The organism is Nocardia goodfellowii, from assembly GCF_017875645.1.
GTDB lineage: Bacteria > Actinomycetota > Actinomycetes > Mycobacteriales > Mycobacteriaceae > Nocardia > Nocardia goodfellowii.
The window spans coordinates 910,684-923,615 of the sequence record NZ_JAGGMR010000001.1; the positions used below are offsets into that span (position 1 = coordinate 910,684).

A 12,932-nucleotide genomic window follows, 5' to 3' on the forward strand; every position below is an offset into this window, starting at 1 on the left:
CCTATGGTGTGCTGCCGGAGCCGCGCGCCGGCGGTTGCGCCACTTCGCCGCCCGCGAGCAGCAGACCGGCTCGATCCGTCACCGACAATTCGGTTTCCAGCATCGAGGGCGGCTCCTTCCGTATGGCGTCACTGGCGGCCTGGATGCCACCGGCGGTGCGCAGCGGCACTTCCTTCCAGAACAGCACCAGGATCAACCCGATCAGCGCGAGGCCGGTCGCCGACAGGAACACCGACGACATGGAGTCGGCGAAGCCCACCTGGAACGGCCGGGCCAGCTCCGGGCTCAACTCCTGAATGATCGAGCTGTCTTTCAGCACGTCCGCGGCGGCCGAGGTATCTTGTGCGACAAGCCCTTTCGCCAGCTCGACATCGGCCGGGTTGCTGCTGCGCAGCCCTGCCGCCACAGCCTGCTGGAAGGCCGGATCCTCGGCCGCGCCCCGCAGTTGATCGGTGATGTTCGGCGTCAGCTGCGCGAACAGGATCGACAGGAACACCGCGACACCCAGCGTGCCGCCGATCTGCCGGAAGAAGGTCGCCGACGCGGTCGACACACCCATGTCCCTGGGCGGCAACGCGTTCTGCAACGCCAGGGTCAGCGGCTGCATCAGGTTGCCCAGGCCGAAGCCGGTGCAGGCCATGAAGATCATCGCCAGCCACAGCGGACTGTCGGCGGTGAGGAAGTGCAGCAGGAACAGCCCCAGCGTCAGCATGGACGCACCGAGGATCGGGAAGACGCGGTAGCGCCCGGTCCGGGAGATCAGCTGGCCCGACAGCACCGAACCGATCATCAGGCCGAGCACCATCGGCAGCATCTGCATACCGGCCATCGTCGGGCTCGCGCCCTTGACCACCTGTAGATATTGCGGCAGTAGCGAGATACCGCCGAACATGGCCGAACCGACCACGAACGAGATGACCGCGCCGAGCGCGAAAGTGCGGTTGGCGAAAATCCGCAGCGGGATCAGCGCCGTGTCCTTCAGACCCTTCTCCACCACGATGAAGCCGAGGACACCGGCCGCGCCGATGACGTAGCAGGCGATGGAAGCCGTACTGCCCCAACCCCATTCCCGGCCCTGCTCGGCCACGATGAGCAGCGGCACCAGGCCCACGGCCAGTACCAGCACACCCCACCAGTCGACCCGGTCGGTGGAGTGCGGCTTCCTCGGCAGCTTCAGCACCTTCGACACCACCGCCAGCGCGAGCAGGCCCAGGGGCACGTTCACCAGGAACACCCAGCGCCATCCGGCCACCCCGAGCAGCGTGTCCTGCCCGGCGAACAGTCCGCCGAGCACCGGGCCGATCACACTGGAAGTACCGAACACCGCGAGGAAGTAGCCCTGATAGCGGGCCCGTTCCCGCGGGCTGACGATGTCACCGAGGATGGCCAGCGCCAGCGACATCAGACCACCCGCGCCCAGGCCCTGGAAGGCCCGGAACGCGGCGAGCTGGTACATCGATTGCGCCAGCGTGCACAGCAGCGACCCGAGCACGAACAACACGATCGCGGCCATGAAGAACGGCTTTCGGCCGAACATGTCGGAGAGCTTGCCGTACAGCGGCGTGGTGAGGGTCGCGGTGATCAGGTAGGCGGTGGTGGCCCACGCCTGCATGGAGTATCCGTGCAGGTCGTCGGCGATGGTGCGGATGGCCGTGGAGACGATGGTCTGGTCGAGGGAGGCCAGCAGCATGCCGAGCATCAGACCGCTCATGATCGTGAGGATCTGTCGGTGGCTGAAGCTGGTCTGCGGCTCCGCGGTCGCGGTGGTCACGACACTTGCTCCGTTTCGCTCTCGTTCGCGTGCGCGGCGATCGCGGTGGCGACCATGCTGGGCCGGATCCGATCGAAGTCGTCGACGAACTGCCGCAGCAGTTCCGCGAATCGCGTCCGGTCCGCCGGCGCCCAGTCCGCCAGCACCCGGGTGAGGTTGGCGCGGCGGCGCAGCCGAATCTCCTCGGCGACCTCGCGGCCCCGGTCGGTGACCACGAGAACCGAAGCGCGGCCGTCCGCCGGATCGGCTGTGCGGCGCAGCAGCTGGCGTTCCACCAGTTGCGCGACCTGACGACTGATCGTCGAAGCGTCGGAGTACAGCGCGTCGGCCAGTGCGCCCGAGCGCATCGGGCCGTCGCACAGCAACCGGAACAGGATCGCGAAGGCCGCCGGATCTACCCCGGCGCTGTTGCGCACCTGCACAGCGGTGCGCTCACGCAGCCGTTGCAGCCGCGTGAGCTGCACCGCGATCGTGTCGACTGCCAGTTCGTCCAGGTCCACCGACTCACCTTTACTTGCATCAATCAATTAGTTGCTCGATACAAGTAGTACGCAGCGCGAAAGGAAAGAGCAAGTAATTTCCCGGTGTTCTACCGTCCCTTGAACTGCGGCTCCCGCTTCTCGAAGACGGCTTGAATCGCCTCGGTGAGGTCCTCGGACGGCAGGAAGGCCGCGTTCCACGCCGAGACATAACGCAGACCCTCGGCGACCGCCGACTTGTCCCGTTGATCCAGCACGTCCTTCACGCCTTGCACCACCAGCGGCGGGTTCGCGGCGATCTCGCGGGCGGTAGCGTGCGCGGCGTCCAGCACGGCGGCCTGATCGGCGAACACCTCGTTGACCAGGCCGATCTTCTCGGCACGGGCGGCATCGATGTCCTTGCCGGTGTAGGCCAGCTCGCGCAGATGTCCCTCGCCGATGATGCCCGGCAACCGGTGCAGCGAACCGATATCGGCCACGATCGCGACCTTCGCCTCGCGCAGGCTGAATTTGGCCTCGGCACTGGCGTAGCGGATATCGACGGCGGCGATCAGGTCCAGTCCGCCGCCGATGCACCAGCCGGAGACCGCCGCGATGACGGGCTTACCGCAGTCGGCGACGGCGGTCACCGAGTCCTGCATCCGGCGGATCTCCTTGAGAAAATCGGTGCGCGGCGCGGCGAGCGCCTGCTCGGCGAGCAACGGGCCGAACGTGCCGGCCATGGCGGGCAGATCCAGGCCGTAGGAGAAATGCTTACCCGAGCCGGTGAGCACGATGGCGCGCACCTCGGGGTCGGCGTCCAGTTCAGCGAAGACGAGCGGGAGTTCGCGCCAGAAATCCGGGCCCATCGCGTTGCCCTTGCCGGGACCGGTCAGCGTCACCTGTGCGACGTGGTCCTTGGTCTCGACGGTGAAAGCCTGCCAATCAGTCATTTGTACAGCGTACTGCGCGGCCCCCGCACCGGCCTCGCGGTGTAAAAGCTGCGCAAAATCGCTGCCATACGGCTGGCTCCGGCACCCCGCACGGCGGATCATTGTCAGATCAGCAAACCTGTACCACAGGTCGGAGGTCATCATGCTGATGCATCAAGGAATCGGACTCGACCGCTTCAACACCCTGAGTCGTGGTCGCGCCGTGCACGCCCTGTTCGAATGCTGCGCCAATGTCACCTGGGCCGCCCGGCTCGCCGACGCCCGGCCCTTCCCGGATCGGGACGCGCTGCTGGCCATGGCGGATGCCGAGGTGCTGGCCCTGTCCTCCCCGGATCTGGAGCGAGCGCTCGACGCGGTGGTGCACGAGCCGCTGGCGAGCCGGACGGCAGCCGAACTGGCCCGCGTCACCCGGGACCGGATCGACACCATGCTCGGCCCGAGCGATGGGTTCCCGGAGTACCGCCCGTAGTTCGACTCGACGTGGATGGAATCACTTCTCGCCGCAAAGTCACAGGTCATCAGGGTCGCCTACGGTCGGCGATCGGGCACACCCACGCACCGCCCGGCGATCTGGGCGTAGTTTCGTCGTGTGACCGAAGCACTACCGCCCGAGACCGGCATCGCGATCCCGGATGACCTGAGCGGGATCACCGCCGAGCTGTACCGCGCCTCCATGCGGCACTACCCGGCCGGTGTCACCGTGGTCACCCTCGACTCCGCGACCGGTCCGGTCGGCTTCACCGCCACCTCGTTCGCGTCGCTGTCGCTGGAACCGCCGCTGATCTCGTTCAATATCGCGCACACTTCCTCCAGCATCCAGGCCATGCTGAGTGCCGAATCGGTGGTCATCCACTTTCTCGGCGAGCACCAGCAGCACCTGGCGCAGCGGTTCTCCCGCAGCGCCGAGCAGCGCTTCGCCGACCACTCGTTGTGGACCACGCTGGAGACCGGCGAGCCGGTGCTGCACGGGACGCCGATCTGGTTCCGCGCCACCGTTCAGCAACTCATTCCGATCGGTGACCACACCCTCGTGGTCGGCCTGGTCACCCGCGTGCACGATCAGACCGACGAAAAGCCTTCGGCCGCACCACTTCTCTATTACCGCGGCCGCTATCACCGTCCGACGGAACTCGACCACTGAGTCCCGCCGATCATCCCGTTTGAAACGAAGACCGCTGGAGAATCGACAGGCAGAACAGTTTGTCCGCAGGGGGGCCGATCTCTTCCAGGGAGTCTTCATGAAACGGACCATCCAAAGTCTTGCCGGCGCGGTCGCTGTCGCCGGGTTAGCTCCGGCTGTGCTCGCGGCGACGGCACACGCCGAGGACACCGTCTACTTCAGCGTCGGCAGCCGGAACTGCGCGATCGCGCCTGATGGCACCGTGGGCTGCGACTTCGGAGCCGACCGGGCCCGGTTGCAGTACAGCTTCCTGCCGGTCCCGATTCCGGTGCCCGACATCGCCATCGATCAGCCGTGGCTGCCCGCGCATCCGACCTTCACTCCCGGGTCGCGCACCCTGCCCGGCGGCAACCCGAGCATCTACGACGTCAAGACCGGCGACGGCGCGTGGGGCCCGTACATCGAGTTCGCCGGGGCGCGTTGCGAAGTCGGCTTCCACGGCAGTTTCGGTTGCAAGTCCAAGGGCCGGTCCTGGAACGAGTACGGCGGCACCGTTTCCGCGTAAGTCCTTGCCCAGCAAGGAAAGCCCCGTAACTCCACGAGGAGCTACGGGGCTTTCCTGTGGCGTTGCTTCTGGGCCGGGCGTCGTTGACCGCCCCAGGAGAAACGAATTCAGACCGCTGTGGCGGTCCGGCGGCGTGTGCGCTCGACGAGCGAGACGAGTTCGGCGTTGAAACGGTCGGCGGCCTCGATATTGCCGAGGTGCCCGGTCGGCCAGACGTGGTAATCGACCAGGCTGCCCGCCGCGCGCAGCGCCCGCACGATCGGGCGGCTCATCCGTTCCGGTAGCAGCTTGTCGTGCTCGCCCGCGATCACGGTGGTGGGCACGCTCAGATTCTCGGCGGCGTCACCGAGGTCGATCTCGGCGAGCGCGGCGGCATGCAGGCCGCGGGCCAGCGGGCGACACGAGCGCACGACGCCGAAGCAGAAATCGACCTCGTCGGCGGTGGCGGTCGCGGCCATCACCCGGTTCTTGAAGATCAGGCTGACCGGCCAGAGTCCGGGCAGCGGCACCGGCGCGGACAACACGGTCTCGGCGAGCAGCAGCGGCATCCGCACACCCGCGCCGAACACGGTGACCGGGCGTTTCGCTACCGCCAGCGGCTTGTTCAACAGGGGTAGCAGATCGGTCTCGTACCGGATGCCGCCCGCGGCGGTGTTCACCAGCAGTACCGCGGCGGCGCGCTCACGGACCTGCTCCGGATAGCGAGCGGCCCACGCCTGCAAGGTGATTCCGCCCATGCTGTGCCCGGCGAGCACCGCGCGGCGACCGCGTGGCAGGGTCGCGTCGAGGACGGTGCCGAGGTCGTCGGCGAGGGTGTCGGCGCTCGGGCTGCGCCGGCCCAGGTCGCTCGCGCCGTGGCCGCGCTGGTCGTAGCAGACCACGCGATAGCGGTCGGCGAGCGCGTTGATCTGCGGGTTCCAGTACTCGATACTGCAACTCCAGCCGTGGATCAGCACGATCACGTCGCCGTCCGCGGGGCCGTAGGCGTGCACTCGAAGCCGGGCGCCGTCGACGGTGGTCACCGGAATGACCTGGGGTGGCGTGGCGGGCTTGTTCAACGACGCGGTGGCAAAGGTGCGAGACCGCAAACTCGCACGGTAGGCGGCCGTTAACGGCTCGGCGCCGCGGATTCCCGCCAGCGTCTTCATCGACGTGACCAGCATTCGAGCACTCCTTTGTGTCTGCCGCCACAGTACAGTGCAAGCTGCGTGCTAGCTAGTGCAAGCACTTGATGACGGAAATCCTGAGTCCAACTGTTGGATACCCGAAAATCGGTCCGGCGAACAAACGCGTCCGCACCCGAAAATGCCGGGGGCCCAGCCGTTCCGGCGCTGTCGGTACCCGGTGGCATGATCACGACATGGCAATCGAGCAGATCGGCCTGGCCGCACCGATTCCCGTGCTGCGGATGTTCGACGTGGCCAAGGCCTACGAGTTCTATCGCGACTATCTGGGCTTCACCGTCGATTGGGAGCACCGTTTCCAGGCCGATTTCCCGCTGTACACCCAGGTGTCGCGGTCGGCGGCGACGTTGCATCTCAGCGAGCACCACGGCGACGGCACCCCGGGCTCGGTGGTATGGATCGCCGTCGACGACATCCACGCTTTCCATGCCGAACTCGCGCCCAAGAACTACCGCTTCGCGAAACCCGGTTGTCCGCAAGACGGTCCGGGCGGGCCCGGGTTCGACCTGACCGACCCCTTCGGCAACACCTTGCGATTCGCCCAACCGGACTAGCCGGTCAACCGGCGGCGCGGCTACCGTGGGTGCTTGTGGACAGCACGCACCTCGCCCCCGGCCCGGCCGCGCACCCGGCGAAGCATTCGGGATGGCGCGCCGTGGCCGCGCCGCTGCTCACGGCCGCCGCCGGTATCGGAGCCGTTGCGCTGGTGCACTTCCGGGATCCGCACGTCGAAGGGTCCTACGGCCTGTGCCCCGTCTACACGCTCACCGGGATCTACTGCCCCGGCTGCGGCGGCATGCGCGCGGTGCATAACCTGACCGACGGGCGGATCATCGATTCGCTGCACAGCAATCTGATCGCCATCCCACTGCTGGTCATCTTCACGTGGTTCGTCGGCCGGTGGACCGTGCGCGCCTGGCGCGGCAAGCGCCTGACCCTGCCGCGGGTCAACCGGCCCGCGCTGGTGGTCCTGGCCATCTTGGTCGTGATCTTCTCGGTTCTCCGCAACACCCCCTGGGGCACCTGGCTCGCCCCTGTCTGATTGACCGCCGGCAGATAGGGCACGCGATAACCATGAGCGATTCCCTGAAGCAACGCGTCCGCGCGAAGATCGTCCGCCAGCTCGGCGAGGACGGGCCACCGGATGCCGAGCACGACGATCCGCGCCAGATTTCGCTGACCACCGACCTGGACGACCTCGACAGCGTCGCCGAAGACGATCCGCTGGTCGAAAAGCTCGCCGCCCGCTACCTGGTCTCCTAGCGCCGGGGCGGTGGAGTCTACGAGCGCTCGGGCGGCGGCGGGGTCTACGAACGCTCGGGCAGCGGCGGGGTCCGCTAAACGCCTGGTGCAGCGGCAACGTCTGCTAACGCCGGGGCGGCGGCAACGTCTGCTGAACGCCTAGCACGGCGGCGAGATCTGCTAACGCCTGGTGCGGCGGCAATGTCTGCTAACGCCTGGGTGCGGCCACGTCTGCTAACGCCTGGGCGCGGCCACGTCCGCTAACGCCGGGGCGGCGGCAACGCGGGCAACTGCTCCCGGCGCAACCAGCTGTCCCACAGCGGGCGCAGCGGGAGCGAGCTGTAATGCCCGGCCAGATCGGTGAACTCCTCGGTATCGGCCGAACCGTGCCGGTAACGCAGGGTCCAGTCCCGCACTAGATCGAAGAAGGCCAGGTCGCCGAGTTCCAGCCGCAGCGCGTGCAGGGTCAGCGCACCGCGTTTGTACACCCGATCGTCGAACATGCGCAGCGGGCCCGGATCGCCGATCGCGATATCTTGCGGCTGCCGCGCCAGGTTGTGCCGGGCCGCGCGGGCCTGCTGGTCGGCGGTCGGGCCGCCGGACTCCTCCGACCAGATCCATTCGGCGTAGCAGGCGAAACCCTCGTGCAGCCAGATATCCCGCCATTGCCGGATGGTGACGCTGTTCCCGAACCACTGATGCGCCAACTCGTGCGCCACCAGGCGTTCAGCGCCGCGCCGCCCGTCGCAGTGATTCGCGCCGAACACCGAAATCCCCTGCGCCTCAATGGGAATCTCCAGCTCGTCGCCGGTGACGACCACGGTGTAGGACTCGAACGGATAGGGGCCGAACCGTTCGGTGAACAGGTCCATCATCTGCGGTTGCCGCGCGAAATCGTGCTCGAAGTGCAGGCGCAGCCGGGCTGGCAGCACCGCGTGCATCGGCACCGGGCTCTGCACCGGACCGACCCGATACTTCTGATACAGGCCGATCTGAATGGTCGCCAGGTAGGTCGCCATCGGTTCGGTCTGCTCATACACCCAGGTGGTCTGGCTGGCCTTGGTCTGCTTGCGCAGCAGCCTGCCGTTGGCCAGGGCGTAGAACGGGCTGTCGGTGGTGATCGAAATGCGGTAGCTGGCTTTCGAACTCGGGTGGTCGTCACAGGGAAACCAGGAGGCGGCGCCGTTGGGTTGGCTGGCCACCAGCGCACCCTCGGTCAGTTCCTCCCAGCCGACCTCGCCCCACGGGCCGCGCACCGGCTTCGGCACGCCCGCGTACTGCACGACCAGCACCAGCGCGCCGCCCGCCGGAATCCGCTGCGCCGGGGTGATCACCAATTTTCCGTTCTGGTGCACGTACTTCACGGCCTTCGCCCCGTTCACGAAAACCTTCGTGACACCGAGTGATTGGGAGAGATCCAGCGCGAACCGATCGCGGGCCGTACCCGCGACGGCGGTGATCTCGGCCCGCCCGGCGAGCCGATTGCTCGCGACCTTGTAGACCAGGTCCAATTCATAGCGGGTCACCCGGTAGCCCCGATTGCCGTTCTGCGGCAGGTACTCGTCGATCGGCGGCTCGTAGAACTTGGCCGCCATCAGCGGTCCCCGGACCACGGCGCGATGGGGTTACCCCACCACCGGGTCGACGGCGGCACCGAATCACCGCGCATGACCAGCGAGGCCGGGCCGATGGTGGCGCCCGCGCCGATCGAGGAGGCGGGCAGCGCGACGCAATGCGGGCCCAGGGTGGCGCCGGCGCCGAGGGTGACGGTGTCCATCGCCATGATGCGGTCGTGGAACAGGTGGGTCTGCACTACACAGCCGCGTTCCACGGTCGCGCCGTCGCCGAGAGTCACCAGGTCCGCCTCCGGTAGCCAATAGGACTCGCACCATACCCCGCGGCCGATCTTCGCGCCGAGACCCCGCAACCACACATTGAGTACGGGCGTACCGGTCGCGGCACGCGCGAACCAGGGCGCGGCCACGGTCTCGACGAAGGTATCCGCGACCTCGTTACGCCACACGAACGAGCTCCACAGCGGATGCTCCCCGGCCCGGATCCGCCCCACCAGAAGCCATTTCGCGACCAGCGCGCCCGCGCAGGCCACCGCGCCGGCGGCCAGCAGCACCACCCCGCTGAGCAGCGCCGCGATCAGATGACCGAAGGTCTGTGCCAGCCAGGCCAGCGCGAAGATCACCCCGAGCCCGATCGCGAAAGTCACGAATACCGGTATAAGCCTGCATGTTTCGACGATGCCACGAGCCAGGCGCAGCCGCGCGGGCGGATCGAAGGTGCGCTCGGTGTCGGCCGCTCCCGACGCACGGCGCAACCGCACCGGCGGACTGCCCAGCCAGGAGGAACCCGCCTTGGCTTTGGACGGCGCGGCCGAAAGCACCGCCACCAGACCGTTTTTCGGTACCCGGCGACCAGGCGCGGTCATGCCCGAATTTCCGAGAAACGCGCGTTTGCCGACCTTCGCCGTACCGATCCGCAACCAGCCACCGCCGAGTTCATAGCTGCCGATCATGGTGTCGTCGGCCAGGAAGGCGCCGTCGGCGACGACGGTGAACTTGGGCAGCAGCAGCACGGTCGACGCCTCTACTCGCTTGCCGATCTTCGCGCCGAGCAGCCGCAGCCAGATCGGCGTGAGCAGGCTGGCGTAGAGCGGGAACAGGAAGGTACGCGCGGAATCCAGCAACCGCTCGGTGGACCAGACCTGCCAGCCGACCCGGCTGCGCACCGGGTGGTAGCCCTCCCGCAGACCGATGCTGAACAGCCGCACCGCGAGAATCGTGATCACGGCGTACACGCCGAGACTGAGCAGCACGGCGACCGGCAGGATCGCGAACGCGCGGGCGAGTCCGGCGGTGAGGGTGGCAGTGCCGCGAATCCACCAGGCGATGAAGAGGCCACCCGCGGCGAGCCCGGTGATCGGGACGGCCGCCAGCACCATCGAGGTGATGCCGAAAATGAGCACCCAGTGCGCCGCCCGGGGCGGCGTGCTGTCGGGCCAGCGGTGTCGCGCCTTACCGACTTTCACCGCCGGCGAGCCGCCCCACTCCTGCTCGGCCTTCACCTTTCCGGACACCGCGGAACCCGGCGCGACCTCCGCGTTCTTGCCGATTTTGCTGCCTGGCAACAGGATCGAGCGGGCACCGACGACCGCGCCCGCCCCGATGGTGATCGGGCCGATATGCACCAGGTCGCCGTCGAGCCAGTATCCGGACAGATCGACCTCGGGTTCGACACTGCATCCGTCGCCCAGTTCGAGCATGCCGGTCACCGGCGGCAGCGTATGCAGGTCCACGCCCTGGCCGACCTTCGCGCCGAGTGACCGGGCGAACGGCACCATCCACGGTGCGCCCGACAGGTTCTCCGCACCGCTGGCCTCGGAGAGCCGTACCGCCGTCCACAAGCGCAGATGCACCCAGCCGCCGCGCGAATAGCTGCCGGGTTCGACACCGCGCAGCAGCACCCGGGACCCGGCGACGCACAGGGCCATCCGCCCCGGGGGCGAGATGAACAGCAGAAACGCCACCAGCGCCCACCACCAGGACAGGTGCGGCAGCCACGGCAGCGCGCCGGACCGGGCGGCGATATTGCCGACGATCGCCAGCCAGGTGAGCCACTGCAATCCGGTGAGCGTCGTCAACGGGATGGTGGCGAGAACTTGGAACAGCTGGGCGCTCAGCGGAGTCGGGAGCACCACACGCTCGTCGACCGCCTCGACCGGAGCGCTGGCGTCGAGGAAGTCGGCCAGCGCGCCGAGCCGCGGATGGTCGTAGAGGTCGGCCACCGCGACATGCGGGTAGCGTTCGCGCAGCGCCGCGACCAGTTGCGCGGCCGCCAGCGACCCGCCGCCGAGGTCGAAGAAGTCGGTATCGGCGCCGGTGGCCTCCGCGCCCAGAATCGAATCCCAGAGTCCGGCAACCCATTGCGCGGTAGGCGTGAGACCGGGATCGGCGTCGGTGTTCTTGTGCTTCGGCAACGGCCACGGCAGCGCGTCGCGATCGACCTTGCCGGAGGTACGGGTGGGGAGTTCGGCCACCACAGCCAAGCGCGGCACCAGTGGTGCCGGAAGTTGTTCGGCCAGCAGGGCTCTGGCGGCGGCGGTGTCGAACTCGTCATCCGGTCCGGTCAAGTATCCGACCAGAATCTTGTTGCCCGCCTTGGTGGTTCGGATCGCGGCGGCCGCACCCGTGACACCCGGCAGATGCTGCAGGGCAGTGTCGATCTCCCCCAGCTCGATCCGGCGGCCACCCAACTTGATCTGATCGTCGGCCCGGCCGAGGAACACCAGGCCTTCGCGGTCGTTGCGTACCAAATCCCCACTGCGGTAAGCCCGTTCCCAGCCGACCGAGGCGAGCGGAGCGTACTTCTCGGCGTCCTTCGCCGGATCCAGATAGCGCGCCAGACCGACACCGCCGATGACGAGTTCGCCGGATTCGCCCTCCCCCACCGGGTTTCCGTTCGCGTCGACGACCGCGAGATCCCAGCCGTCCAGCGGGAGGCCGATCCGGACCGGCCAGCCGCCGTCGAGCAGCGCCGCGCAGGCCACGACGGTGGCCTCCGTGGGCCCGTAGGTGTTCCACACCTCCCGATCCGTCTCGCCGTTGCCCGCGAGTTTTTCGGCCAGCTCCGGCGGCACCGCCTCGCCACCGAAGATGAGTAGTCGGACCGAGTCCAGCGCCTCCGCGGGCCAGGTCGCGGCGAGCGTCGGCACCGTGGAGACGATGCTGATCTCCCTGCGGACCAGCCACGGGCCCAGATCGGCCCCGGTGCGCACCAGCGCCCGCGGCGCGGGCACCAGGCACGCGCCGTGCCGCCAGGCCAGCCACATCTCCTCGCAGGAGGCGTCGAAGGCGACCGAAAGCCCCGCGAGCACCCGATCACCGGGCCCGATCGGCGCGTCCCGCAAGAAGAGCCGGGCTTCGGCGTCGACGAACGCGGCGGCGTTGCGGTGCGTGACCGCCACACCTTTCGGTGTCCCCGTGGACCCGGAGGTGAAGATGATCCAGGCATCGTCGGCGGGGACCGGCGGCGCGGTGGAATCGGCTATCGCCGTGAGGGTTTCGAACCCCGTGCGTTCGATCCCGCGATCGGTGACGATCGCGCTGACGCGTGCTTCGCCGAAGACCAGCCGCGCCCGCTCCTCCGGATCGTCGGCATCGACCGGCACATAGGCCGCGCCCGCGTGCAGCACCGCCAGAATCGTGACATAGAGCGCGCTGGTGCCCGACGGCATCCGCACCCCGACCCGGTCCCCCGCCCGCACACCGGCCGCGGCCAGCCGCCCGACCACGGTATCGACCTCGTCCAGCAGCTCGACATATCCGAGCACCGTCGTACCGTCGTCGAGGGCGGGCGCGTCGGGATAGTCGTCGGCCGTCGCGGCCAGGATGTCGACCAAGGTCCGCTCGGGCGGGGCGAGCGGACCGCGCAGCAACGGATTCGACAGCGCGTCCTCGCCCGCTACGGCGTCGACCTCCGGCTGGAGCATACGTCCTGCCCACCTCTCATAGACCTACCTGGCGCAGACGGCGGAAATCTTGCACTACCAGGGTTACCAGTGGGCAAACACCACGGTGACCAGCTGTCCACGGTACCTCCGGTACCGGGCGATCTCCGCGTGCGAACCG

The 12,932-nt window shown here is 68.1% G+C and carries 12 protein-coding genes; 6 read left to right on the forward strand and 6 right to left on the reverse strand.

What is annotated here, in order from left to right:
- Position 1: 1 nt before the first annotated feature.
- From BJ987_RS03765 to BJ987_RS03775, 3 genes are all read right to left on the reverse strand, one after another.
- Positions 2 to 1,771: an MDR family MFS transporter gene (locus BJ987_RS03765; RefSeq protein ID WP_209884708.1), complete on the reverse strand. Its 1,770-nt coding sequence runs from the start codon at positions 1,769 to 1,771 to the stop codon at positions 2 to 4.
- Positions 1,768 to 2,271, reverse strand: a complete 504-nt coding sequence (locus BJ987_RS03770; RefSeq protein WP_307869455.1) for a MarR family winged helix-turn-helix transcriptional regulator — start codon at positions 2,269 to 2,271, stop codon at positions 1,768 to 1,770. The genes BJ987_RS03765 and BJ987_RS03770 overlap by 4 nt, the downstream gene beginning before the upstream one ends.
- Before the next feature lie 89 nt (positions 2,272 to 2,360).
- Complete coding sequence (locus BJ987_RS03775; protein ID WP_209884709.1) at positions 2,361 to 3,182, reverse strand: crotonase/enoyl-CoA hydratase family protein; 822 nt, start codon at positions 3,180 to 3,182, stop codon at positions 2,361 to 2,363.
- Between the two features lie 142 nt (positions 3,183 to 3,324).
- Here BJ987_RS03775 and BJ987_RS03780 point away from each other — a divergent pair, with 142 nt between their 5' ends.
- The 3 genes from BJ987_RS03780 (at position 3,325) to BJ987_RS03790 (ending at position 4,867) form a co-directional block, all read left to right on the forward strand.
- Positions 3,325 to 3,651 carry a 2-oxo-4-hydroxy-4-carboxy-5-ureidoimidazoline decarboxylase gene (locus BJ987_RS03780; protein ID WP_209884712.1) on the forward strand — a complete coding sequence of 109 codons (327 nt, stop codon included), beginning with the start codon at positions 3,325 to 3,327 and terminating at the stop codon, positions 3,649 to 3,651.
- 120 nt (positions 3,652 to 3,771) lie between these two features.
- Complete coding sequence (locus BJ987_RS03785; RefSeq protein ID WP_372446833.1) at positions 3,772 to 4,323, forward strand: flavin reductase family protein; 552 nt, start codon at positions 3,772 to 3,774, stop codon at positions 4,321 to 4,323.
- Positions 4,324 to 4,420: 97 nt separating this feature from the next.
- Positions 4,421 to 4,867, forward strand: coding sequence for a hypothetical protein (locus tag BJ987_RS03790; protein ID WP_209884714.1), 447 nt, complete (start codon positions 4,421 to 4,423; stop codon positions 4,865 to 4,867).
- 107 nt (positions 4,868 to 4,974) lie between these two features.
- Here the strand turns inward: BJ987_RS03790 and BJ987_RS03795 are convergent, their stop codons facing one another.
- On the reverse strand, positions 4,975 to 6,030 hold the full coding sequence (locus BJ987_RS03795) for an alpha/beta fold hydrolase (protein WP_209884716.1): 1,056 nt from the start codon (positions 6,028 to 6,030) through the stop codon (positions 4,975 to 4,977).
- 197 nt (positions 6,031 to 6,227) lie between these two features.
- On the opposite strand from BJ987_RS03795, the gene BJ987_RS03800 reads away from it, so the two are divergent.
- Genes BJ987_RS03800 through BJ987_RS03810 form a run of 3 tightly spaced genes read left to right on the forward strand, consistent with a single transcriptional unit; the run spans position 6,228 to position 7,314 of the window.
- Positions 6,228 to 6,605 (forward strand): glyoxalase superfamily protein, encoded by a 378-nt coding sequence (locus BJ987_RS03800; RefSeq protein WP_209884718.1) that lies wholly within the window; start codon positions 6,228 to 6,230, stop codon positions 6,603 to 6,605.
- A 35-nt stretch (positions 6,606 to 6,640) separates the two neighbouring features.
- Positions 6,641 to 7,093, forward strand: coding sequence for a DUF2752 domain-containing protein (locus BJ987_RS03805; RefSeq protein WP_209884720.1), 453 nt, complete (start codon positions 6,641 to 6,643; stop codon positions 7,091 to 7,093).
- A 32-nt stretch (positions 7,094 to 7,125) separates the two neighbouring features.
- Positions 7,126 to 7,314, forward strand: a complete 189-nt coding sequence (locus tag BJ987_RS03810) for a hypothetical protein (RefSeq protein WP_209884722.1) — start codon at positions 7,126 to 7,128, stop codon at positions 7,312 to 7,314.
- A 239-nt stretch (positions 7,315 to 7,553) separates the two neighbouring features.
- Here the strand turns inward: BJ987_RS03810 and BJ987_RS03815 are convergent, their stop codons facing one another.
- Positions 7,554 to 8,888 (reverse strand): M1 family metallopeptidase, encoded by a 1,335-nt coding sequence (locus BJ987_RS03815; RefSeq protein ID WP_209884724.1) that lies wholly within the window; start codon positions 8,886 to 8,888, stop codon positions 7,554 to 7,556.
- A complete protein-coding gene (locus BJ987_RS03820) occupies positions 8,888 to 12,793 on the reverse strand; it encodes a Pls/PosA family non-ribosomal peptide synthetase (RefSeq protein ID WP_209884726.1) in 3,906 nt (1,301 codons plus the stop codon). Before BJ987_RS03820 ends, BJ987_RS03815 begins: the two co-directional genes overlap by 1 nt.
- Positions 12,794 to 12,932: the final 139 nt, after the last annotated feature.

Bases quoted from the DNA above. Each gene is read 5' to 3' on its own strand.
- BJ987_RS03775 (WP_209884709.1), bottom strand. From the start codon at position 3,182: ATGACTGATTGGCAGGCTTTCACCGTCGAGACCAAGGACCACGTCGCA.
- BJ987_RS03780 (WP_209884712.1), top strand. From the start codon at position 3,325: ATGCTGATGCATCAAGGAATCGGACTCGACCGCTTCAACACCCTGAGT.
- BJ987_RS03815 (WP_209884724.1), bottom strand. From the start codon at position 8,888: ATGGCGGCCAAGTTCTACGAGCCGCCGATCGACGAGTACCTGCCGCAG.
- BJ987_RS03790 (WP_209884714.1), top strand. From the start codon at position 4,421: ATGAAACGGACCATCCAAAGTCTTGCCGGCGCGGTCGCTGTCGCCGGG.
- BJ987_RS03795 (WP_209884716.1), bottom strand. From the start codon at position 6,030: ATGCTGGTCACGTCGATGAAGACGCTGGCGGGAATCCGCGGCGCCGAG.
- BJ987_RS03800 (WP_209884718.1), top strand. From the start codon at position 6,228: ATGGCAATCGAGCAGATCGGCCTGGCCGCACCGATTCCCGTGCTGCGG.
- BJ987_RS03820 (WP_209884726.1), bottom strand. From the start codon at position 12,793: ATGCTCCAGCCGGAGGTCGACGCCGTAGCGGGCGAGGACGCGCTGTCG.
- BJ987_RS03810 (WP_209884722.1), top strand. From the start codon at position 7,126: ATGAGCGATTCCCTGAAGCAACGCGTCCGCGCGAAGATCGTCCGCCAG.